At 68.2% G+C, this 21780-nt stretch carries 15 protein-coding genes; 3 read left to right on the top strand and 12 right to left on the bottom strand.

Features of this window, described 5'->3' with window-relative positions; translation table 11 throughout:
• Positions 1 to 60 precede the first annotated feature (60 nt).
• The 5 genes from ACI1US_RS02635 to ACI1US_RS02615 all read right to left on the bottom strand — a co-directional run bounded on the left by ACI1US_RS02635 (position 61) and on the right by ACI1US_RS02615 (position 5512).
• Complete coding sequence (locus ACI1US_RS02635) at positions 61 to 732, bottom strand: GntR family transcriptional regulator (RefSeq protein ID WP_416550176.1); 672 nt, start codon at positions 730 to 732, stop codon at positions 61 to 63.
• Between the two features lie 2 nt (positions 733 to 734).
• Positions 735 to 2303 (bottom strand): fumarylacetoacetate hydrolase family protein, encoded by a 1569-nt coding sequence (locus ACI1US_RS02630; protein WP_416550175.1) that lies wholly within the window; start codon positions 2301 to 2303, stop codon positions 735 to 737.
• A 326-nt stretch (positions 2304 to 2629) separates the two neighbouring features.
• Positions 2630 to 3448, bottom strand: coding sequence for an HpcH/HpaI aldolase family protein (locus ACI1US_RS02625; RefSeq protein ID WP_461637951.1), 819 nt, complete (start codon positions 3446 to 3448; stop codon positions 2630 to 2632).
• The gene (hpaH, locus tag ACI1US_RS02620; protein ID WP_461637949.1) at positions 3433 to 4218 is read right to left on the bottom strand and encodes a 2-oxo-hept-4-ene-1,7-dioate hydratase; all 786 of its coding nucleotides are present in this window, start codon (positions 4216 to 4218) and stop codon (positions 3433 to 3435) included. Before hpaH ends, ACI1US_RS02625 begins: the two co-directional genes overlap by 16 nt.
• Before the next feature lie 115 nt (positions 4219 to 4333).
• Complete coding sequence (locus ACI1US_RS02615; protein WP_461637947.1) at positions 4334 to 5512, bottom strand: DmpA family aminopeptidase; 1179 nt, start codon at positions 5510 to 5512, stop codon at positions 4334 to 4336.
• Positions 5513 to 5634: 122 nt separating this feature from the next.
• Here ACI1US_RS02615 and ACI1US_RS02610 point away from each other — a divergent pair, with 122 nt between their 5' ends.
• Positions 5635 to 7938 (top strand): DEAD/DEAH box helicase, encoded by a 2304-nt coding sequence (locus tag ACI1US_RS02610; RefSeq protein WP_461637945.1) that lies wholly within the window; start codon positions 5635 to 5637, stop codon positions 7936 to 7938.
• 150 nt (positions 7939 to 8088) lie between these two features.
• Here ACI1US_RS02610 and ACI1US_RS02605 read toward each other — a convergent pair whose 3' ends face one another.
• Positions 8089 to 8847 (bottom strand): IclR family transcriptional regulator, encoded by a 759-nt coding sequence (locus tag ACI1US_RS02605; RefSeq protein WP_461637943.1) that lies wholly within the window; start codon positions 8845 to 8847, stop codon positions 8089 to 8091.
• A 110-nt stretch (positions 8848 to 8957) separates the two neighbouring features.
• Between ACI1US_RS02605 and ACI1US_RS02600 the strand changes: the two genes are divergently transcribed.
• Positions 8958 to 11123, top strand: a complete 2166-nt coding sequence (locus tag ACI1US_RS02600; protein ID WP_461637941.1) for a malate synthase G — start codon at positions 8958 to 8960, stop codon at positions 11121 to 11123.
• A gap of 124 nt (positions 11124 to 11247) precedes the next feature.
• Here the strand turns inward: ACI1US_RS02600 and ACI1US_RS02595 are convergent, their stop codons facing one another.
• From ACI1US_RS02595 to ACI1US_RS02585, 3 genes are all read right to left on the bottom strand, one after another.
• Complete coding sequence (locus ACI1US_RS02595) at positions 11248 to 12669, bottom strand: aldehyde dehydrogenase family protein (protein ID WP_416550172.1); 1422 nt, start codon at positions 12667 to 12669, stop codon at positions 11248 to 11250.
• A gap of 84 nt (positions 12670 to 12753) precedes the next feature.
• Positions 12754 to 14856 (bottom strand): primary-amine oxidase, encoded by a 2103-nt coding sequence (locus tag ACI1US_RS02590; RefSeq protein WP_416550171.1) that lies wholly within the window; start codon positions 14854 to 14856, stop codon positions 12754 to 12756.
• Between the two features lie 116 nt (positions 14857 to 14972).
• The gene (locus ACI1US_RS02585) at positions 14973 to 15908 is read right to left on the bottom strand and encodes an AraC-like ligand-binding domain-containing protein (RefSeq protein ID WP_461637938.1); all 936 of its coding nucleotides are present in this window, start codon (positions 15906 to 15908) and stop codon (positions 14973 to 14975) included.
• Positions 15909 to 16185: 277 nt separating this feature from the next.
• On the opposite strand from ACI1US_RS02585, the gene ACI1US_RS02580 reads away from it, so the two are divergent.
• Positions 16186 to 17562, top strand: coding sequence for an MFS transporter (locus ACI1US_RS02580; RefSeq protein ID WP_461637936.1), 1377 nt, complete (start codon positions 16186 to 16188; stop codon positions 17560 to 17562).
• Between the two features lie 222 nt (positions 17563 to 17784).
• Here ACI1US_RS02580 and ACI1US_RS02575 read toward each other — a convergent pair whose 3' ends face one another.
• From ACI1US_RS02575 to ACI1US_RS02565, 3 genes are all read right to left on the bottom strand, one after another.
• Entirely contained in the window at positions 17785 to 18840 is a 1056-nt protein-coding gene (locus tag ACI1US_RS02575) for a hypothetical protein (RefSeq protein WP_461637934.1), read from the bottom strand.
• Positions 18841 to 19061: 221 nt separating this feature from the next.
• The gene (locus ACI1US_RS02570; protein WP_461637932.1) at positions 19062 to 20927 is read right to left on the bottom strand and encodes a thiamine pyrophosphate-binding protein; all 1866 of its coding nucleotides are present in this window, start codon (positions 20925 to 20927) and stop codon (positions 19062 to 19064) included.
• 133 nt (positions 20928 to 21060) lie between these two features.
• Complete coding sequence (locus ACI1US_RS02565; protein WP_416550168.1) at positions 21061 to 21765, bottom strand: IclR family transcriptional regulator; 705 nt, start codon at positions 21763 to 21765, stop codon at positions 21061 to 21063.
• Positions 21766 to 21780: the final 15 nt, after the last annotated feature.

Raw genomic sequence — 21780 nt, 5'->3', positions numbered from 1 at the left:
CTGTCGCCTCCGTTGGTCTGGGTGCTTGAATCTGGCTGATGTGTGGGTCTGTGAGGGGAGCTACGCGGCCGAGGCCGGGTGCTTCTGCTCGTCGGTGTGCGCGAGCACGGCGTCGAGGGTCTTCGTGCGGTGCTCGCGGGCGGCGAGTTCGATGTCGAGCGGGGACGCGCCCTGCTCGATGAGGGTGAGGATCCGCTCGTGCTCCTCGACCGACTCGCTCGCGCGGCCCGGCACGAAGCTGAACGAGGAGTTGCGGAGCACCTTCATGCGGCTCCAACCGCGGTGCACGAGGTCGAGAATGTGCGGGTTCGGGCACGTCTCGAAGAGCACGCTGTGGAACTCGAGGTTGAGCTCCGTGAAGCGCTGCGGGTCGAACGCCGAGAGCGACTCCCGCATCGTCTCGTTCACCGCGCGGGCGCGGGCGACCTGATCCGCCGTGATGAACGGGGCGGCGAGCCCCGTCGCCGATCCCTCGACGAGCGCGAGCGTCTGCATCGTGTGCAGGTACTCGGTCTCTTTCACGAGCGAGACCTGCGCGCCGACGTTGCGCTCGAAGGTAACGAGCTGCTCGGCCTCAAGGCGGCGGATCGCCTCGCGCACCGGCACCACCGACATATCGAGCTCGGAGGCGATCGGTGCGAGCACGAGGCGATGGCCGGGCATGTACTGGCCGGCGTCGATCCGCCCCCTGATGAGGCGGTAGGCCCGCTCCGACTTCGACTCTGCAGACACCGTTACGCCCTGCCGGTCTCGGTGCTTGCTGCAGTCCCGCTCGCGAGCTCTGCGTTGTAGCGGGCGCGCCACTCGGCGTTCATCGGGAATAGGCCGTCGACGGCGTGGCCTTCGGCAACGCGATCCGCAACCCAGCCATCCTCGACCTCCTGCGCGGCCGCCTCGGCTGCGACCTCGGCGAGCAGGAACGGCGGGATCACAATCACGCCGTCACGGTCGCCCATGATGATGTCGCCCGGCTGCACCGCGGCACCGCCGCACGCGATGGTGACGTCGGTCTCCCACGGCACGTGGCGGCGGCCGAGCACGCTCGGGTGCGCGCCCTGCGAGAAGACGGGGATGTCGAACTGCTGCACGGCCGCGAAGTCGCGCACGCCGCCGTCGGTGACGACGCCTGCCGCCCCGCGCACCTGCGCACGCAGCGCGAGCACGTCGCCGACAGTGCCGGTCGAGGGGACGCCGCGCGCCTCAACGACGAGGATCTCGCCCGGGTTCACGGTGTCGAACGCGCGCTTCTGCGCGTTGAAGCCGCCCGCGTGCTCCTTGAACAGGTCAGGGCGGAACGGGATGAACCGCAGCGTCTTCGCGGTACCGAGGATCGCGTCGCCCTCGTGGTTCGGGTACACGCCGTCGATGAAGATCTCGGTGTAGCCGCGCTTGCGCAGGGCCGCTGAGACTGTCGCGACGGCGACCCCCGCGAGCTGCTCGCGGATTTCGTCGGTGAGGGGGCCGGCGGTCGCTGCGGCAGTTCCCGCTGCGGCTGCGTCTGCTGCTTCGGTTGCGAGGTCCGTCGCATGGCCCGCCGCGCGTGCCGCGGCGAGATCCTGCTCGCTGCCCCACGCCTCGACCTGCTGCGCTTCGCTCAGCGTCGGGGTGTTGCCGTAGTCACCGAACTCGGTCTCGCCCTGCGTGACCGTCGTGACGAGGCGGCCCGTGGTCGGTGCGCCCTCGACGTTCGGCGCGTCGACCTCGACCTCGATCACGTCGCCGGGGAGCACCACGGAGGATCCCGCGGGGGTGCCGGTGAGGATCACGTCGCCTGGCTCGAGCGTCATGTGCTGCGAGAGGTCAGCGACGAGCTGGCCGAAGGGGAACTTGAGCGTGTCGCTCGTGTCTTCTTGCACGAGTTCGCCGTTTACCCAGGTGCGCACGCGCCAGTCGCCCTCGCCGATGCCCTCGGTCGGGATCGTCGCCGGGCCGATCGGGGTGAAGCCGTCGCCGCCCTTGTTGCGCACGTTCGAGCCCTTGTCGGCCGCGCGGAGGTCGTAGAGGCCGAGGTCGTTTGCTGCGGTGACCTGCGAGACGTAGTCCCAGCCGTCCTCCGGGGAGACCCAGCGTGCCTCTTCGCCGATGACGAGGGCGATCTCGCCCTCGAACGCGAGGAGCTCGGTGCCGGCGGGGCGCTCAACGGTGCCGCCGGTCGGTGCCAGCGAGGAGGCCGGCTTGAAGAAGTAGGAGGGGAACTCCGGGGTGCGGCCGCGCTGGTTGATGCGCGAGGGATAGTTCAGGTGGACAGCAATGATCTTGCCGGGGGTGTCGATTCCGAATGTGGGTTCGCTACCGTGCGTCATGACTACCTCGTCTCTTCTTTGTATTTCATATCGTATACGATCCATCGGGCGATGGGAAGTGTGGATCCTGTGCCTTCGCTGGGCTAGCCCGCCCGCCAGCCCGCCCGCCCCCAGCCAGCCAGCCCGCCCGCCGCTCAGGTCATGGCGACTCAGCGAGGTCATGGCTTCCCGGCGGTACAAAAGCCATGACCTCACTGAAAGCATGGCTGGTGAGCAGCGCGGGGTGCAGCACAGGGGGCGGCACGGGGTGCAGCGCGGGGTGCAGCACAGGGCACAGGGCGCAGGGCACGGGGTGCGGGGTGCGGCGCGGCAGGGCTTCGCCGGGGCTAGTAGCTTGCGCGGGGGGTGGGCTGGTCCGCAGTGTGCTGCGGGATGAACTGATCCACGAGGGCCTCGGTCGCGCGGGCGAGGATCGCGACATCGGCGCCCACCGCCACGAAGTTCGCGCCTGCCTCGATGTAGCGCTCGGCCTGCTCGGGCGCGAACGCGTTCACGCCAACAGGCTTCCCAGCGGCACGCGCCGCCGAGATGACGTGGAGCACCGCATCGATGACCGCGGGGTGCGACTGCTGCCCGAGCAGCCCCATCGACGCAGACAGGTCAGAGGGGCCGACGAAGATTGCGTCGACACCGTCAACGGCGAGGATCCGCGAAACATCACTCACCGCCGCCGCGCTCTCGATCTGCACGGTCAGGCTGATGGTCTCGTTGGCGCGAGCGAGATAGTTCTCCACCCGATTCCAGCGGGCTGAGCGGGCGAGCGCCGACCCGACGCCACGGACACCCTCGGGGGCGTAGCGCGTTGCGCGGACGATCTCCGTGGCCTGCTCGGCGGAGTCCACCATCGGCACGAGGAGGTTCTGCACGCCGATGTCGAGGTACTGCTTAATGGTGACGGTGTCGCCTGACGGTGCCCGCACGAGCGGCGCCACCGGGTACGCGCTCATCGCGTGGAGCTGCGCGAGCAGCGACTCGAGACCGTTTGGGGAGTGTTCGGCGTCGAGCAGTACCCAGTCGCAGCCGCTGCCGGCCACGATTTCGGCGGTGACTGAACTGCCAGCGGAGGCCCACAGGCCGATCAGTGGGCGGTCGGCCGCGGCGAGGCGCTCGCGGAAGGTCGGCGGAAGCTCTAGACGAATTGGCATGTGACTGACCCCAGCTCGTTGTAGTCGGCGTGGATCGTGTCGCCACGCTCCACCCACATTGGCTTCGTGAATGACCCCGCGAGGATAATCTCGCCCGCCTCGAGTGACTGGCCGTGCTGCGCGAGCTTGTTCGCGAGCCAGGCGACACCGAGCGCCGGGTGGCCGAGAACGGCCCCGGCGACGCCGGAATCTTCAATGGTCTGGTTGCGATACAGCAATGCGGGCACCCAGCTGAGGTCGACCGCGTCGACCTTCACGGGCCGGCCCCCAAGCACCATCGCGCCCATGGCGGCGTTGTCGCTGATCGTGTCGACGATCGTGCGGCCCTCGAGCTCGAGGTGGGAGTTGAGGATCTCGAGCGCTGGCACCACGTACGCCGTCGCGTCGAGCACGTCGAAGATCGACACGTTGGGCCCGGCAAGCGGCTTCGACAGTACGAAGGCGAGCTCGACCTCGACGCGCACGTTCGAGAACCTATCGAACTCGAGTGTCGCGCCCGATTCGAACACCATGTCGTCGTGGATGACTCCATAGTCGGGCTCGGAGATGCCGGTTGCGACCTGCATCACCTTCGAGGTAAGCCCGATCTTGTGGCCCACGAGGCGCGCGCCGTTCGCGATGCGGCGATCCGACCACTCTTTCTGGATCGCGTACGAGTCTTCAATGACCATGTCAGGGAACCGTGAGGTGAGCTTCGGCAGCACCGCGCGGTCGCGGTCGGCCTGCACGAGTTCTTCGGCTATGGATGCGATCTGAGAGGGGTCGAGCACGTGGCCTCCGCTTCGTTGGGGGTGTGGATCGGGGATCTGGCGAGGCGCGCAGTGTCCACGCGGGGCGCGCGCTCGATCGCCTCATCAGATCGTATACGATCCGACTGGGCGTGCGCTAGCGTGTCTCGGTGATGCCGAGTAAGTGGCGTACCTGATCGTGAGGAAGCGCGTAGCGGATCGCGCCATTGATCCCGACCATCGTGTCTGAAGCGAGCATCGCATTCACGATGGCCTCCTCGGTGGCTTCGATCGCGGCGTAGAACAGCGGATCGATGCGGTCGTTGCTCAATGCTGTGACGGGGTAGGTGACGGGAGCAGCGCTGCCGCTGAAAGTCGGCGGGATGCCACCGCCGGTCGAGAAGCACAGGGCGAGGTCCCCGCTCCCGTTCTCGCCAGCTCCACCAAGCCTGGCAATGCCGAGTGTGGCGCGCTGCGCGAGCCGGGCGCACTGATGCGGGAGGAGTGGGGCGTCGGTCGCGACGATCACGATGATTGACCCGCTGCCCTCGGGGAATCCCGTGGCGAACCGCGCGTCGGGAACCTCCGAGCCGCCGGTCTCCGCGTCGCTCGGGAGCGTGATGCGTGGGCCGATGAGTGTGCCGTCGATGGAGAACCTGTCGCGGCGTCCGTGATTCGCCTGCACCAAGACTCCGACGGTAAAGCCGCCGTCGTGTGTATTCACCACGCGGGAGGCCGTGCCGATGCCGCCCTTGAAGCCGTGGGCGACCATGCCCGTGCCGCTCCCGACGCTGCCCTCGGCGACGTGACCGCCGTGCGCGCTGTCGATCGCCGCGAAGACGTGCTCGGGCTTCACGTGGAAGCCGTTGAGGTCGTTGAGGGCGCCATCCCACGTCTCGGCGACCACTGGCAGTGACCAATACTCTTTCCCCGCTGGCTGCAGCCCCACCTCGTGGGCGACAAGAGCGTCGCGCACCACTCCGACACTGTGGGTGTTCGTGAGCCCGATGTAACTCGTGAGCTGGCCGGACTCTCGGATGAGCTCGAGGCCGGTCATTTCACCGTTGCCATTGAGCCGGTGCGGAGCCGCAAAGAGTGGCTGCCTCCAGGGCTCCTCGCCGGGGATGACGACGGTGACGCCGGTGCGCACGGGGCCTGAGCCCTGCACGAGTGGGCCATCGCCAGAAATGAGGGTGGTGTGCCCGACCCGTACTCCCGCCACATCAGTGATGGCGTTGTGCGGACCATTCGGCATCGATCCCATGTGGAGGCCCAGGTCTCGGGCCTTCCTGCCCGAGGGTGCTCCGTTGGCTGCGGGGAGGGGTGTTGAGGTCACAGGGTCCTTTCGGGCGATCAGGCAGGGCGTTGGCTGGTGGACCCAGTCTGCGTGAAAGGACTCTCAGGATCAATGCTTGCTGATGTTCCTTTGCGTATACCCCGAGGGTGTAGACTGATACGATGCCCTCTTCCGAGAACCCCGCGCCCGAGTCCGCAGACGAAACCATCGCTGCCGAGACCGCAACCGCTGACGCGCAGACTGAGACGCCAGAAGCGACTCCCGAGACTGCTCCTGTGACTGCTCCCGAAACTTCATCCGATTCATCTAACGATTCAGCTCCCGCGGCCGAGGCCGCTGCGGCTGAGCCCGCAGCAGCTGAGCCTGCTGCCACCGAGCTTGCTGCGGCCGAGCCCGCTGCAGAGAAGCCGGCTCCCGACGCTGACCGCGTGACCTTTGCAGACCTGGGCCTCGCGCCCAAGGTGCTCGAGGCGATCACCGCCGTTGGGTTCGAGACCCCGTCCGCCATTCAGGCTGCGACGATCCCGACCCTGCTCGAGGGGCGCGACGTTGTCGGCCTCGCGCAGACGGGTACCGGCAAGACCGCGGCGTTCGCGCTGCCGATCCTCTCGCGCATCGTGCCGGGGCAGGGTGTCCCGCAGGCACTCGTGCTCGCGCCGACCCGTGAGCTCGCGCTCCAGGTGTGTGAGGCTTTCGAGAGCTTTGCCTCGAAGCTTCCCGAGGTGCACCTCCTCCCCGTCTACGGCGGCCAGGCATACGGCCAGCAGCTCTCGGCGCTTCGCCGCGGCGTTGACATCGTCGTGGGCACCCCCGGGCGCATCATGGATCACCTCAAGCGCGGCTCGCTCGACCTCACGCAGATCAAGTACCTCGTGCTTGACGAGGCCGACGAAATGCTGAAGATGGGCTTCGCGGAAGACGTCGAGACGATCCTCGCCGACACCCCGAAGACCAAGCAGGTCGCGCTCTTCTCGGCAACCATGCCGAACCAGATCCGCCGCATCTCGCAGCAGTACCTCAACGACCCCCGCGAGGTGAAGATTGCGGGCAAGACGCAGACTTCCTCGAACATCACCCAGCGCTACCTCGTTGTGTCGTACATGCAGAAGCTCGATGCGCTCACCCGCATCTTCGAGGTCGAGGACTTCGACGGCATGATCGTCTTCACCCGCACCCGCGGTGACTCCGAGCAGGTCGCTGAGAAGCTGCGCGCTCGTGGCTACTCGGCAGCCGCGATCAACGGCGACGTGCCGCAGAACGTGCGCGAGCGCACCGTGCAGGCACTGAAGGACGGCACCCTCGACATCCTCGTCGCGACCGACGTTGCCGCACGTGGTCTCGACGTTGAGCGCATCAGCCACGTCGTCAACTACGACCTGCCGATCGATACCGAGTCGTACGTGCACCGCATCGGCCGTACCGGCCGCGCCGGCCGCTCGGGCGACGCGATCAGCTTCGTGACGCCGCGCGAGCGCCGCATGCTCGGTGCCATCGAGAAGGCGACCAAGCAGACGCTCACGCAGATGCAGCTGCCCCGCATCGACGAGGTGAACGCAACGCGTCTCACCCGCTTCGACGACGCGATCACCGCGGCGCTCGGCGAGACCAAGCGCATTGAGCGCTTCCGTGACATCATCGACCACTACGTGCGTCACCATGATGTTCCCGAAGCTGACGTCGCCGCTGCGCTCGCAGTCGTATCGCAGGGCAAGACCCCGCTGCTGCTTGACGAGGCCGACGACCAGAAGTTTGCTCGCGACCGCCAGCAGGCGACCCGCTTCCTTGAGGACAGCGGCGACCGTGGCGGGCGCGACGATCGCGGTGGCCGCGAGAAGCGTGAGCCCCGCGAGCAGCGCAGCGACCTGCAGATGTACCGCATCGAGGTCGGGCGTCGCCAGAAGATTCAGCCGGGCCAGATCATCGGCGCGATCGCGAACGAGGGTGGCCTCACCCGCGGTGACTTCGGACGCATCCAGGTGCGCGACGACTTCTCGCTCGTCGAGCTGCCTAAGGGCCTCTCGGAGTCGACGATGTCGGCGCTCGCAGCAACCCGCATCAGCGGCAAGCTCATCGAGCTCAAGCCTGACACCGGCGGCGCAGGCCGCGGCGGCTACGACCGCGGTGGAGATCGCGGCGGCGACCGTGGCGGACGCGGCGGGTACGACCGGAACGATCGCGGTGGCGATCGCGGCGGGTACCGTGGCGGCAGCGACCGCGGTGGTTCGGGCGGCTACGGTGGCAACCGTGACGATCGTGGCGGCGACCGCGGTGGATACCGTGGCGGCAGTGACCGCGGTGGATCGGGCGGCTACGGTGGTAACCGTGACGATCGCGGCGGCGACCGCGGTGGATACCGTGGCGGCAGCGACCGCGGTGGGTCCGGTGGCTACGGCGGCAACCGTGATGACCGCGGTGGCTTCGGCGGAAGCGACCGCGCCGACGGCAAGCGCAAGCCCCGCTGGTAATTAGCGTCAGCAACAAGCAAGGCCCCGGCCTCCGTAAGGAGTCCGGGGCCTTGCTGTTTCATCGACTCTACCCGTCGGCCACGGGGCTCAGGCGGCCCACGCGGCTCAGGCGGCTCACGCGGCTCACGCGGCTCAGACGGCTCACGCGGCTCAGGCGGTGCCCGCCCCGAGCCGTGCCGCGGCCCCCTGCAGCGCCTCGACGATGCGGCGGATCATGTCGTCGGTGATGCGGGCCGCCGGGCCTGACACCGAGAGCGCCGCAGGCGGCACCGCGCCCGGCACGGCCACCGCGATACAGCGCACGCCCACCTCGCGTTCCCCCTCGTCGAGCGCGTAGCCGCGCCGCCGGGTGTCGCGCAGTTCGGCGAGCAGCGCTGAGGTTGAGGTGATGGTGGTGTCCGTGAAGCGGGGGAGGCCCGTGAGCTCGGCGATCTCCCGCACGCGCGCCTCGCTGAGTGTGGCGAGCATCGCCTTCCCGGCGCCGGCGGAGTGGGGGAGGACGCGCCTGCCGACCTCGGTGAACATGCGCATCTGGTGCCGGGAGGGCTGCTGCGCGACGTACACCGCCATCGAGCCGTCGAGGATCACGAGGTTTGCCGTCTCCTGCGAGAGCTCTTCGAGTTCGTTGAGGAGCGGCTGCGCGCGCGCCGCGAGCTGGGGGGCTGCGCGGTTTCCGAGCGCGATGAGGCCGGGGCCGAGCCCGTAGCTGCGCGCGGCGGTTTGGCGCGCATAGCCGAGGCCCTGCAGCGTCTTCAGCAGGCGGTGGGCGGTGGGCTGGGCGAGGCCGGTGGCGGCCGCGAGGTCGGCGAGCGGGAGCTCCGACCCCGCCTCCGCGATGGCCTCGAGGAGCGCAAACGCGCGCGCGACCGACTGCACAGTGCCCTCTGCTGCGGTGGGAGAAATGCTCATGATTCCACAATACGGAACTAGCATTCCAAAACCAAGGGCAGTTCCCTACAGTGGGAATCGTGACCCGCTCGTGCGGGCCACCAGAATTTCCGAGCGAAGGATCCCTCCCCATGACCCACATCGAAGACCGCGCAGGCCTCGCCGTCGCCCAGCCCATCATCGAGTTCGCGGAGCAGACGCTCGCCGCCGACGGGCGCGACACTGCCGAATTCTGGGGAGGCGTCGCAGACATCGTGCGCGATCTCACGCCCGAAAATGAGGCCCTGCTCGCGAGGCGCGATGCGTTGCAGGAGCAGATCGACGCCTATCACGCGGAGCAGCCGGGCCAGCCGGATCCCGCGCACTACCGCGCATTCCTCGAAGAGATCGGCTACCTCGAGCCAGAGCCTGACGCAGTGCACGCCGATCCCGCGAACGTCGACCGCGAGATCGCCGAGCTCGCCGGCCCACAGCTCGTCGTGCCGCTCCTCAACGCCCGCTTCGCGCTCAACGCGGTGAACGCCCGCTGGGGCTCGCTGTACGACGCCCTCTACGGCACCGACGCGATCTCCCGCGAGGGCGAGCTTGCTCCGGGCACGGGCTACAACCAGGCCCGCGGCGCGGAGGTCATCGCTGAGGGCCGAAGGATCCTCGACGCCCACGCCCCGCTCGCCCGCGGTTCGCACACCGACGCGACCGGCTACACGGTCGAGGGCGGCGCGCTCGCGGTATCGCTCACGAACGGTGAGACGACCGCTCTTGCCGACCCCGCTGCGTTCGCCGGCTACCGCGGTGCTCCGGCGGCACCCGATCGCGTGTTGCTCGTGCACAACGGCCTGCACATCGACATCGTGATCGACCGCACGGGCACCAACGGCCAGACCGACGCCGCGGGCATCAACGACATCGAGCTCGAGTCGGCGCTCACGACGATCATGGACCTCGAGGACTCGGTCGCGGCCGTCGACGCCGACGATAAGGCGCTCGGCTACCGCAACTGGCGCGGCCTCATGGACGGCACGCTCGAGGAGCAGGTCACCAAGGGCGGCAAGACCTTCACCCGCGCGGCGAACCCCGACCGCGAGTACACGTCGCCCGACGGCGACACGCTCACGCTGCCCGGCCGCTCGCTCTTGTTCGTGCGCAACGTGGGCCACCTCATGCGCACGCCCGCAGTGCACGACGCGAACGGGGCAGAGGTGTTCGAGGGAATCCTCGACGCGATCATGACCGCAGTTGGCTCGCTCGCCGAGCTGCGCGGCGCCGCGCAGGGCCGCAACTCGCGCGAGGGATCGATGTACATCGTGAAGCCCAAGATGCACGGCTCTGCCGAGGTTGCCTTCGCGGCGAAGCTGTTCGCGCGCGTCGAGGCGCTGCTCGATCTCCCCGCGAACACGCTGAAGATCGGCATTATGGACGAGGAGCGCCGCACGTCTGCAAACCTCGCCGCGTGCATCAACGCCGCACGCGACCGCGTCGTGTTCATCAACACGGGCTTCCTTGATCGCACGGGCGACGAGATCCACACCTCGATGCGCGCGGGCGCGATGCTCCCGAAGGGGGCGATCCGCGAGCAGCCGTGGCTGCCGACCTACGAGGCGCGCAACGTCGCGATCGGCGTCGCGAGCGGCCTCGACGGCCGCGCGCAGATCGGCAAGGGGATGTGGGCGATGCCCGACCTCATGGCCGCGATGCTCGAGCAGAAGATCGGGCACGTCCGCGCTGGTGCCTCGACCGCGTGGGTGCCGTCGCCGACTGCCGCAACGCTGCACGCGCTGCACTACCACCAGGTCGACGCCTTCGCCGCGCGCCGGGGGCTGCCCGAGCTTGCCGCCGACAGCCTCGGCACGCTGCTCACGATCCCGCTCGCGACCGAAGGCTCGCTCACCCCCGAGGTCGTTGCGACCGAGGTCGAGAACAACGTGCAGTCGATCCTCGGCTACGTGGTGCGGTGGGTGGATCAGGGCGTCGGCTGCTCGAAGGTGCCCGATATCCACGATGTCGGACTCATGGAGGATCGCGCCACCTTGCGCATCTCGAGCCAGCTGCTCGCGAACTGGCTCATGCACGGCGTCATCACTGAGGCCGAGATCGACGCGGCGCTCGCAAAGTGCGCGGTCATCGTGGACCGGCAGAACGCTGCAGACGCGACCTACGAGCCGCTCGCCGGTGGCACCGGCACCGCATACGAGGCGGCCCGCAGGCTCATTCTTGACGGTGCGACGCAGCCGAACGGCTACACCGAGCCGCTGCTGCACGCGCTGCGCCTGCGAAAGAAGGCGGAGCTCGCGGGCTAATTTCCTGCCCCGTAACGCACGGGAGCCCCCGCGGTGAGTGGATCACCGCGGGGGCTCCCGTGTGTGCGCTGAGCTGCTGCGTGCTGTGCTGCCGCTTTTCAGGGCTGCCGCGTCGCAGCCGGAGCTAGCCGCTGATGACGTGCTGGTTCGCGACCGCCTTGAGGCCCTCGACGCCGAACTCGCGGCCGTACCCCGACTGCTTGATCCCGCCGAACGGAATCATGGGGTGCAGGCCGCCATGCGAGTTGATCCACGTCGTGCCGGCCTCGAGCCGCGCGGCGACCTCGAGGGCCTTCGCGCGGTCGCTCGACCACACCGACGAGCCGAGACCGACCTCGACCTCGTTCGCGAGCCGCACCGCCTCGTCGACGTCGGAGTAGCGGATGATCGGCAGGGCCGGGCCGAACTGCTCCTCGAGCACGAGCTCCTGGTGCGGGTCGATGTCGGCAATGAGCGTCGCAGGGTAGAAGAACCCGACGGCCTCGCGGTCGGGGGTGCCGCCGGTCACGACGCGCGCGCCCGAGGCCTTCGCCGACTCGACCAGGCGATCCACCACATCGAACTGGGCCTGGTTCTGCAGGGGGCCCAGCAGGTTCTGCTCGTCGAGCCCGACCCCCATCGGGGTGGCCTCGGCGACCTTCGCGAGCTCCTCGACGACCGCGTCGTAGATGGAGTCGTGCACGTACAGCCGCTTGAGCGCCGCGCACGTCTGGCCGGTGTTGATGAACGCGCCCCAGAACAGATCGTTCGCGATCGCCTGCGGGTCGGCGTCGGGGAGCACGATGCCCGCGTCGTTGCCGCCGAGCTCGAGCGTGAGCCGGGTGAGGTTCGGTACGGATGCCTCGACGATGCCCTTACCGACCTTCGTCGATCCCGTGAACATGATCTTGCCGATCTTCGGGCTGCGAGCGAGTGCGTCACCGACCGAGCGGCCGGGTCCCGGCACGATGTTCAGCACGCCCTCGGGGAGCACCGTGTTCATGACCTGCACGAGCGCGAGCACGGACAGTGTCGTCGTTTCGGCGGGTTTGATGACGACCGTGTTGCCCATGCGCAGCGACGGCGCGATCTGCCAGATCGAGATCATCATCGGCCAGTTCCACGGCGAGATCGCGCCGACGACACCGATCGGGCGATAGTGCATCTCGGCGTAGCCAGACTCGTCGTCGACGACAACCTCTGGTGCGAGCGGGGTGGCTGCCGCGGCGCGGGTCCAGGCGACGCAGCCGCCGACCTCGAAGCGGGCGTTCGGGCCGTTGAGCGGCTTGCCCTGCTCGCGCGACAGCAGCTCGGCAAGCGGTTCGGCATGCGCCTCGATCGCGTCGGCGGCGAGGTTCAGGTACTCCGAGCGCTTCGCCTCAGGCAGCGCCGCCCACGCCTTCTGGGCGGCCTCGGCGCGGTCGATGGCGGCCTCGAGCGCCGCGACATCCTGTACCGGGGCGACGCCGATGAGCTCGCCGGTGGCGGGGTCACAGACCTCGCGGGTGTGCTCTCCGGTTGTTCCTGCTGGCGCGGTGACGGCGGCGAGTAGGGTGTCGTAGCTCATTGATTGCTCCTCTTCGAAAAGATTCGTGTTCGGCCCCAGGCTATGCGGGGCACCTGTAGATGATGTGATCTGGGTGTGGGCGGATCAGCCGAGCTGCTTGCCGCAGCTGCAGTTCGCGCCACCGCAGCGGCAGGCGTCTCCGGCGCAGCAGCCGCAGCCGCCGGCCGCGCAACACCCGCCGGCGCTGTCGCCCGAAGTGCCCGATGCGCACGAGGCGCTCGCGCGGGCGTCGGCCGGGAGGTTCATCGCGGGGTTCTGGTCGAGGAAGCCGTGCGGCTTAAACCAGAAGCCCGAGTAGTCGACGGGCATGATCGGCCAGTCCTCGGTGCGCGGAATGTGCGTCGGGCCGAAGGAGTGCCAGAGCACAATGTCCTCGCCGTCGAGCGAGCGGTCGGCCGCCGTCCACGCCGGCAGGCCGTCGCCCGGCTGCCGCGAGTTCGGGGCGAAGCCAGCAGGGTACAGCTCCTCGGCGTCGTACTGGGTGCCCCAGAGGTGCTTCGTCGCGAACGCCGCGCGGCCGTGCACGGTCGCCTCCGGCTGCGCGGCGAGCAGCATCTTGCCCTCGGGAATGAGCCAGTACGCGGTCGGCTTGCCGACGTAGTTCGTGCGGTGCGCCGAGCGGACCTCCCACACGCGCGAGGCGAGCCCGTTCGCGATCCGCTGCGCCTCGAGCTCGCTCGTGAGCTGCGTGTTCGTCCAGGTAAACGCGTTGCCGTAGGGGTTCTCGGGGCCGGTCGGGATGCCGGCCGCCTCGATCTCGTGCAGCGTGTTGTCCTCACCGTCGATTGCGACGTCGATGCGTGCGCAGAAAATGTGCTGGTGCACGGGGGTGAAGATGCCCGGTGCGATCTCGGGCCCGTGCGGATCCTCACTGCCCGGGATCCCGGCACCCGCGAACACGATGCCTGTCGCCTTCGCCTCCATCTGGATCGAGCCGTCGAGGTAGAAGTACCAGAAGAAGCCGTAGTCGTAGTTGCCGATCGTCGTGAAGTAGCTCACCACGAGGCGGCGGCTGCGGCGGGTCTCGGCGTTGCCGGCGAGGTCCGTGTGCTTCCAGAGGATCCCGTAGTCCTCCTCGTGCATGCACACTGCCTGCGGGATGACGACCGGGTTGCCGTGGTCGTCGGGCACGAACGCGTCGAAGTAGTGGATCACGCCGAGGCAGTCGCAGCCGAGCGCGAGTGAGTTCGCGTTCTTGCCGAGCAGGTACTCGCCGGCGTCGAAGTAGCTGATCCAGTGCCTGCTCACCGAGGTGTCGCCGTACGGCACCACCATTTCGGGGACGCTTGCGCGGGTCGCGACCGAGCGATCCTCATCGCCATCGCGCCAGGTCACCTGGTTGAGGACGAGGCCCTCCTGCTGGTTGAAGCCGACCCGGAACTTCCAGTTCTCCCACTGCACCAGGCTGCCATCGACCGAGAACGACGGGCCCTCGGGCTGCGTGATTTCGATGGGCTTCAGTGAAGTGCGTGCTGGGCCCTGCACGTCCAGCGTGTAGTTGCCGTGCTGCTGCGGGACCGGGATATCGCCCTCGTCGTCGAGCTTGAACACGCGGCGCTCGGTGAGGTCGACGTGCGCGACGAGCCCCTCGATCGGGTGCGCCCACGGGCTGTCGCTCTCCGAGAACCGGAGGTAGGTGTGCGAGCGGATGATCCGCTTGCCGACCTCGTCTTCGCGGTCGAAGAAGCCCGGCGCGAGCGGCGAACAGAACGCGAGCTCCATGTGCTCCTCGAGCCCGCGGCGGCGCATCGCAGCCTGCCACTCGGGGGAGGCCTTCACGATCTGGGCGGCGTCGTCGTACTCCTCGAACAGGTACTGCGGCTGGCCGTACGGCGCCGATCCCGTGTCGAGCACGGTGAGCGAGTCGATCTCGCCGCGGCTCACCGACACGATCGCCTCCGAGGAGACCCCCGTCGTCCGATCGAGCAGGGTTACCCTGATGCGGCGATCCAGTGCGTCGCCCTCACGCCAGGCGGCCAAGACATCCTTCGGCGGATCGACGGGCAGCATTCGCGGCACGCGTGTGTGCTCCGTGAAATGGCCCGCGTCGGCAAGCAGCTGACGGGCGGCCGCGATCTCATCACCGGTCAGCGGATCCAGCGGGTGCCGTGCCTCGGCAGGGGTCGTGACCCGCTTGCCGTGCGTGTGCGTGGCATCGGGGGTATGAGAGTCGTGAACGTGCGTCATTGAATCGTCCTTGTCGCCGTTGAAAGATGGTGAACCACCCTGAGTATCGCTGGCGCTGCCGCCGGGAGTCTTGCACGAGGGCGCATCCCAGTTGACTCGCGGTGACCGAAGCGTCGCTAGCCTGCGCGCAGCTCGCTCGGCGAGACCCCGTACGTCGCCTTGAACACGCGACTGAAGTGCGCCGCGTCGCTGAAGCCCCAGCGCGCTGCGATGGCCGCGGCGGTGCGGCCGCTGAGTGCGGGATCGAGGAGATCGGCGCGGGATCGCTCGAGCCTGCGCTCACGGATGCGACTCGACACCGTCGTCCCAGCCTCGCGGAAAAGTACATGGAGGTGCCGCTTCGAGATGAAGTGCGCATCCGCGATGCTTCCGGGGGAGAGGTCGGGCGCACCGAGGTGTTCGTCGATGTGCTCATAGATGCGTTGCAGGAGCAGTTGGTGCGGATCCCGCTGCGCGGCCGAGGCATCGAGCACCTCGGCGCAGAGCGTGCTGATGAGATCGAGGCTCGTGTGCGCGAGCTTCGTGCGCACCCCCGCGGTGAGCGGATCCAGCTGGGCGGGAAACTGGGAAATGAAGCCCGCGATCACCGGCGCAAGGCCGCCGTGCTCGTGGCTGAGCGAGGCAGCCGAGAGTTGCTCAGTGAGGGAGACGGGGAGATCGAGTCGATCCTTGGAGAACATAACGATGAGTGAGCGAAACTCCTCGTCAAAGCCCAGCGTGTACGGTCTCGACGTGTCGTAGATTGCGAGATCACCGGGGCGCAGCAGCAGCTCGCGGCCGTCCTGCACGAGGTGGCCGGTGCCCGCGAGCATGAGGCTGAGCTTGTAGTAGCCGGAGCCGCCCGCGGCGATCGTCGCAGCGGTGCGCTCCACGATGTGCGGGGCCGCGTCGACCTCGGTGAACGTGATACCGTCGGCGGCAATTGAGGTCATGCACGCGCCGAACGCCGCACCGCGATCTCGGTGCTCCCGTGTCACCTCGAGCGGCACGAACGAGTCCGTCACCTGACCTCGAAACGCGCCGAGGCTCTCCGCTAGGTTCTGCCCCATCATGGCCACAGACTACATCGAATTGCTCCGAAACCAAGTCGCTGTGCGGAACCGCAGTGGGGCCCGGGGCGAGTCGGGGGTGCTTCGCGCGGGTGCCGCTCTCGGGCGCGGCACACCGTCGCAGCACCCGGGTGCCACCCCTGCGGAAGCAGGTACACACATTGCGTTATTTCTGTTGCAGCTCGGCGGAAACCGTGTGTTTCGTGTATTGTGATTCCCGAGCTGTGGTGTTCAAATACCGCACACGCTGTTCATTAAACGACAAAGGAGTCTCCTGGGTATGTCTTCCCCTACTGCTGCGCCCACATCGCAGCGCGAACTGCGGCGGGTTGCGGCCGCGACCGTCATTGGCACCACCATCGAGTGGTACGACTTCTTCCTCTACGCGAGTGCGGCTGGGCTCGTCTTCGCTGAGCTCTTCTTTAAGCCCGCCGGCGGCCAGGCCGGCACCATCATCGCCTTCGCCACCGTCGGCGTGAGCTTCCTCTTCCGCCCCCTCGGAGCGTTCCTCGCCGGCCACTTCGGTGACCGCATCGGGCGCAAGGCGATCCTCGTCGTCACCCTCATTCTCATGGGCGTCGCGACAACCCTCATCGGGGTGCTACCGACCTACGAGCAGGTCGGGATCCTCGCGCCGATCCTCCTCATGCTGCTGCGCATCCTCCAGGGGCTCTCGACCGGTGGCGAGTGGGGCGGCGCCGTCCTCATGGCCGTTGAGCACTCGCCCGAGGGCCAGCGCGGCCGCATGGGTGCCTTCCCGCAGATCGGCGTGCCGATCGGCCTGTTGCTCGCCTCGGGCATGCTCGCGCTCATGACCGGCGTCATCTCGCCGGGCGCGGCATTCCTTGAGTGGGGCTGGCGCGTACCGTTCCTGCTGAGCTTCGTGCTCATCATCGTCGGCCTCGTTGTGCGCCGCTCGGTCGAGGAGAGCCCGGTGTTCACCGAGATCTCGGAGCGCAAGGAGCAGACGAAGGTTCCCGTCGTCCAGCTGTTCAAGAAGCACTGGCTGCTCGTCATTCTCGCCGCGCTCACCTTCGCCGGCAACAACGCTGCAGGCTACATGACCACGGGTGGATACATCCAGAACTACGCCACCACCCCCGTCGCTGACGGTGGGCATGTGGGCATGGAGCGCACCCCCGTGCTGCTCGCGGTCGCGGCGGCTTCGATCGTGTGGCTCATCATGACATTCCTCGCAGGCGTGATCTCAGACAAGATCGGCCGCAAGAAGACGTACATCGCCGGGTGGATCGCGTTCCTTGCCGTCGTGTTCATCCTGTTCCCGCTCGTGAATACCGGAAACGTGTGGCTGCTCTTCCTCGGCCTCTCGCTCTTCGCGATCGGCAACGGGCTCACCTATGGGCAGCAGGCGGCGTACTTTGCCGAGCTCTTCCCGGCTTCGATCCGCTTCTCGGGCGTCTCGATCACCTACGCGATCGGTGCGATCATCGGCGGCGCATTCGCGCCCATGATCTCGACCTGGCTCGTCGCCGAGACCGGCACCTCGACGTCCGTCGCGATCTACATCGCGATCGTCATGGTGGTGGCCTTCGTCGCGACGCTGCTGCTGCGCGACCGCACGGACATCCCGCTCGGCCCCGAGCACGAAGAGCTCCAGCAGCGCGGCCACTTCATCTGGGAGAAGCCGGCCGTCTAGCGCCTCTGGCCCCCGCGCCCCGATTCGGCGCTCACTTGATATGTCCTCAGCGAGGTTAGGCCTTTTCCGCAGCGAAAAGCACCTGACCTCGCTGAGGACATACTGTTTCAGCGGCGCTTTGCGAGTGGTTTGGGAGCTGGGGCGGAGCTCGCCTGCGTAGGTGGGAGCGCAGCGACCGCGGCAGCGCAGAGGGTCGCTGCGGACGAATCCCCCTACGCCGACTCAGGGGAGGGCCGCGAGGAACCTTGTAGTCGCGGGACTGTGGACCAAGCTCGGCGTCCCGGGGAAGGTTACGCCGTGGGCGCTGAGGTGGGTGGCGAAGCGGTCGAGTGTGAGCACCTCGGGTACTCCCCAGCGGATGCATCGCATTCCGGTCGTTCCGGCGATCCAGTCCTGTCTGCGCTTTTCTTGGTAAACGATCTCTTCGGCTGAGGAACTGCCCACGAGCTCGCCGCTCGTGTACTTTGCTTTTCCATCGCACTCACCCCAGAACCCCAACTCGGGGAGCACGAAGTCGAGGCGGAGCTCCCCCTCCGCCTGGGCGGGTACTGGCACTTGTAGCTCGGGTACGAGCCCGAGCTGCAAGAACCGCAGCCTACTGAGCGATTCAAGGGGCAACTCCGCGCGGGGGTCAGCGAGTTCCGCGAGGGCCCGAACGGCCCGCACTCCTGAGTATCCGGGCATCGCCTCGGTACGCCGCTGCAGGCGGTCTTGCCAGCCCCGCCACACGGCGTCGCCTGCGCGGCGACGGGCGTTTGTGGCTCGGTGCAGGTGGGCATCCGCGCACGCGAGCGCAATCGGAAACGCGTCGCTTCTCGCGAGGTCCACGAGTGTCAGCTCCGTGCTGGTGACCGTGAAGTCTCCAACCCTCGTCGTGTCCTGCATGGACAGCGCCGAGATATGCCGGCGAAGCACACGTGTGGAAGTGGTGTCGGTGCCCCTGGCGACGGTGGTATGCACCCGCACCGGATCCTGCTCCGTGGGGCTCAGCCAGCCCGACCATGCGGGGAGTCCGTGGAGCACAGCAGCGCTGCGATGCGAGAACACCGGCGGTACCTCCGCCGCGTGGTGAGCAGCGTGCATCGCGAGAGCGTGACGGGCCTCGGGGAGTGCCGTGTCCCAGCAATCGCGCGGAACATAGCTCCCTGCCCTGATTCGAATGAGTTGGCCGGAGCGTTCCATCGCCGTAATTCGACGGTCGCCCAAGCCGGAGCGCTCAAGATCCCGCCGACTCAAGACATGCGTCGCCGCGGATTCGAAGAGAGCGCTGACGTCCATGCTGGGAGTGTGCCACGCCAAGCGCGTCTCCGGGAGAGGAAGCTGCAGATTGTGGATAACTCACGGCGTGGGAGAGCGGAGCTCCCCACGAGCGGAGCTCCCCACGAGCGGAGGTCACTCGACATCACTTCCGCGAGGTCGGGAGTGTTTTGCTGCAAAACATCCCCGACCTCGCTGAAAGCATGTCTGTCGAGCGACCCGGGAGGGGTGGAATGTAAGAGCTAGTGGGCCGACACCTCGAGGCCGTTCACCTTTTGCACCTCGCGCTGGTAGTCAGCGACGACGGTGCCCGAGACGCGCAGATCGAGGAGGATCGTGCCGCGTGAGCCCGCGGCGACCCAGGCCTCGAGCGCGCCCAGGTCTGCGAGCGAGCGCACGACCACGCCCTCGGCCCCGAGCGCCGACGCGACGCCCGCGAAGTTCGCCGTCGGAATGAGCATCGGCCCCTTGTCGAGCCCCATCTCGCCGTACAGGTGCACCTCGGCACTGTAGGCGCTGTCGTTCCAGACAACGATGACCTGGCTACGGGCGGTGCGGATCGCGGATTCGAGGTCTGCAATGCCCATGAGGCCGCCGCCGTCGCCGGTGGTGAGCACGATGGTCGACTCGGGGGCAGCCGCTGCGACGCCGGGCACGGTACTGAAGCCGAGCCCGATTGTTTGGTAGGCGGTGCCGACCATGATCATCCGCTCGGGTGAGGCCACAGGCCAGAACATGTTGGCCCACGCGAGGAAGTGGCCGCCGTCACTCGTGACATGGCGGTCTCCGGGGAGCAGCTCGGCGATGCGCGCAGCGGCCGCCCGGGGATCGAGGAGGCCGTCCGCGCAGAGCTCAGTGTCACCGACCGGGCGGGCGCGCAGGGTGCCTCCTGGCTCGAGGCCCTGGACCGTGGCGCGCCAGCCGCCGCCAGCTGCACCCGGGAGCGTCGCCGGGAGCGCTGCGGCGATGGCCCCAAGCGTCGACCGCGCGTCGCCCTGCAGCAGCTGATGGGTGATGGGGTGCTGGGTTTTCGGGGCGGCGACCTGCTCGGTGTCGATCCGGATCACGGTGGTGCCCGCACCGAACAGCTCCCCGAAACGCATGGTGAACTGGTTGAGCCCGGCACCGGCCACGAGCACGACGTCGGCCTGCTCGATCACGGCCATCGCTTCGAGCTGACCGAAGCCGCCGGCGACGCCGAGGTCATAGTGGGCGTCGGGGAAGATGGAGCGCGCAAGCGCGGTGGTTGCGGTGAGCGCGCCGAGGCGCTCGGCGAGTGCTCCGAGCTCGGCAGCCGCACCGGACAGGTGGGCTCCGCGGCCCGCGAGGAGGAGTGGGCGGGAAGCCGTAGCGAGCGCCTCGGCCGCTGCCTCGATGCGGTGCGCGGCGGGAACGGTGGATCCCGACACGATCGCCCCGGGAAGCATCGACGTGGGCGCGGCGGTGGCCGGCGCTGCCTGGGTGCCGTCGGCTGCTGAGTAGCTGAGTTCCGCGAGCAGCGCGGGATCGCTGAGGTCGATCTCCTCGGGCAGGCTCGCGGAGGGTGCCGCCAGCTCGGCAGCGGCGGCAGGCGACGCCTCAGCCACGGGAGTGGTGACCGGCGCGTTCACGAGGTCGTAGGGCAGGCCGAGCACGACGGGCCGGCGCATCCGCAGCGCATACGACACGGCGCGCTCCACGGTCTCCTCGACCCGTGCAACGCCGAGGGTGAAGAGCCGCACGCCGACCGCCGCGCTGAGCATCTCCTCGTCGACGTCCCAGGGCCTGGGCCCGCTGGAGGGGGTGTCGCCCACGACGACAAGCATCGGGGTGCGCGCCTGCGCGGCCTCGGCGAGCGCGGTGATGGCGTTCGTGAATCCGGCGCCGTAGGTGGTGGTCGCAATGGCGATCTTGCCGCTCACCCGGGTGTAGGCGTCTGCGGCGGCTACGGTCGCGGCCTCGTGGCGCACAGCCGTATAGCTGACGCCTGCGCGGCCGAGGTGGTCGATGAGGTGTGCGTTGCCGTTGCCCATGAGGCCGAAGCTGTGTGTGGCGTGCGCGGAAAGGGCGCGCGCGGTCGCGGCTGCGAGAGTCTGCGGGGTCGACGAAACTGGGTGCGAGAGAGACATCTGCGAAATCCTTCATTGGATCGAGCGGTGAATAGTGACCGTGTATGTCTCGCGATGAAACGCAGCAGCGCCCCTTTTTCGGGTGCCTTACCCGGGCACCCCGGGTGGACAATTTGTAGTGTAGCGGATCGAGCTAGCGGTAGCTTGCCAGCACCTCGCGGGCGGCGAGGTGGAGTCTCGCGGTGACGGTGTCGATCGACTCGGGCATCCGGAAGTGCACGATGGCGATGGCTGCGGGTGGCTCGCCGGGGATGCGCAGCGGCACCGCCACCGAGGTCACACCCTCGATGACTTCGCTCTCGCTGAGGGCGTATCCGAGCTCGCGCGCCGCGAGTGCGGCAGGGCTCGCGGCGGGGGATCCGAATGCCGCCTCCCGCTCTACGGGTGAGAGCGCGGATTCGATGGCGTGGCCGGGGGCACCGCGATCCCACGGGTGCCTGACGCCCGGATTGCGCGCGATGCTCGCGTCGACGTTCCCAGGCTCGACTGAGGCGAGCGTGACGATGTCGCCGGCGTCGAGCACGGTGAGGAAGGCGGTCATGCCGAGGTCGTGCGCGAGCTCGGTGAGTGCGGGGGCCGCTGCGGTGTTGAGCTGCGGGGCGACGCCGTGGGCGAGCGCGGCGATGCGGGGGCCGAGGCGAATGAGGCCTGCGTCGTCGCGGATCGCGAAGCGGTGTTCTTCGAGAGTGCGCAGGAGCCGGTAAGTGTTGGATCGGTGCACGCCGAGTTCCTCGGAGAGCCTGGCGATCGAGATGGGGGATCCTGCCTCCGCGAGCACCTCGAGTGCGCGGAGTCCGCGCGAGAGCGTTTGTGAGCCCGCGGTCGGGGTGGTGGCCATTGGGGCTCCTAATCG

Origin of the sequence: Leucobacter sp. BZR 635, from assembly GCF_048061935.2 — a bacterium.
In the GTDB taxonomy this organism is placed as follows: Bacteria; Actinomycetota; Actinomycetes; order Actinomycetales; family Microbacteriaceae; genus Leucobacter.
Note: the sequence above shows the minus strand (reverse complement) of the source record. Positions and strands in the feature narration are given on the sequence as shown.

What these genes read in the sequence shown, in the direction of transcription:
- ACI1US_RS02630 (WP_416550175.1), bottom strand. Translation starts at nt 2,303, where the DNA reads ATGACGCACGGTAGCGAACCCACATTCGGAATCGACACCCCCGGCAAG.
- ACI1US_RS02625 (WP_461637951.1), bottom strand. Translation starts at nt 3,448, where the DNA reads ATGCCAATTCGTCTAGAGCTTCCGCCGACCTTCCGCGAGCGCCTCGCC.
- ACI1US_RS02610 (WP_461637945.1), top strand. Translation starts at nt 5,635, where the DNA reads ATGCCCTCTTCCGAGAACCCCGCGCCCGAGTCCGCAGACGAAACCATC.
- ACI1US_RS02605 (WP_461637943.1), bottom strand. Translation starts at nt 8,847, where the DNA reads ATGAGCATTTCTCCCACCGCAGCAGAGGGCACTGTGCAGTCGGTCGCG.
- ACI1US_RS02600 (WP_461637941.1), top strand. Translation starts at nt 8,958, where the DNA reads ATGACCCACATCGAAGACCGCGCAGGCCTCGCCGTCGCCCAGCCCATC.
- ACI1US_RS02595 (WP_416550172.1), bottom strand. Translation starts at nt 12,669, where the DNA reads ATGAGCTACGACACCCTACTCGCCGCCGTCACCGCGCCAGCAGGAACA.
- ACI1US_RS02590 (WP_416550171.1), bottom strand. Translation starts at nt 14,856, where the DNA reads ATGACGCACGTTCACGACTCTCATACCCCCGATGCCACGCACACGCAC.
- ACI1US_RS02585 (WP_461637938.1), bottom strand. Translation starts at nt 15,908, where the DNA reads ATGATGGGGCAGAACCTAGCGGAGAGCCTCGGCGCGTTTCGAGGTCAG.
- ACI1US_RS02580 (WP_461637936.1), top strand. Translation starts at nt 16,186, where the DNA reads ATGTCTTCCCCTACTGCTGCGCCCACATCGCAGCGCGAACTGCGGCGG.
- ACI1US_RS02575 (WP_461637934.1), bottom strand. Translation starts at nt 18,840, where the DNA reads ATGGACGTCAGCGCTCTCTTCGAATCCGCGGCGACGCATGTCTTGAGT.
- ACI1US_RS02570 (WP_461637932.1), bottom strand. Translation starts at nt 20,927, where the DNA reads ATGTCTCTCTCGCACCCAGTTTCGTCGACCCCGCAGACTCTCGCAGCC.
- ACI1US_RS02565 (WP_416550168.1), bottom strand. Translation starts at nt 21,765, where the DNA reads ATGGCCACCACCCCGACCGCGGGCTCACAAACGCTCTCGCGCGGACTC.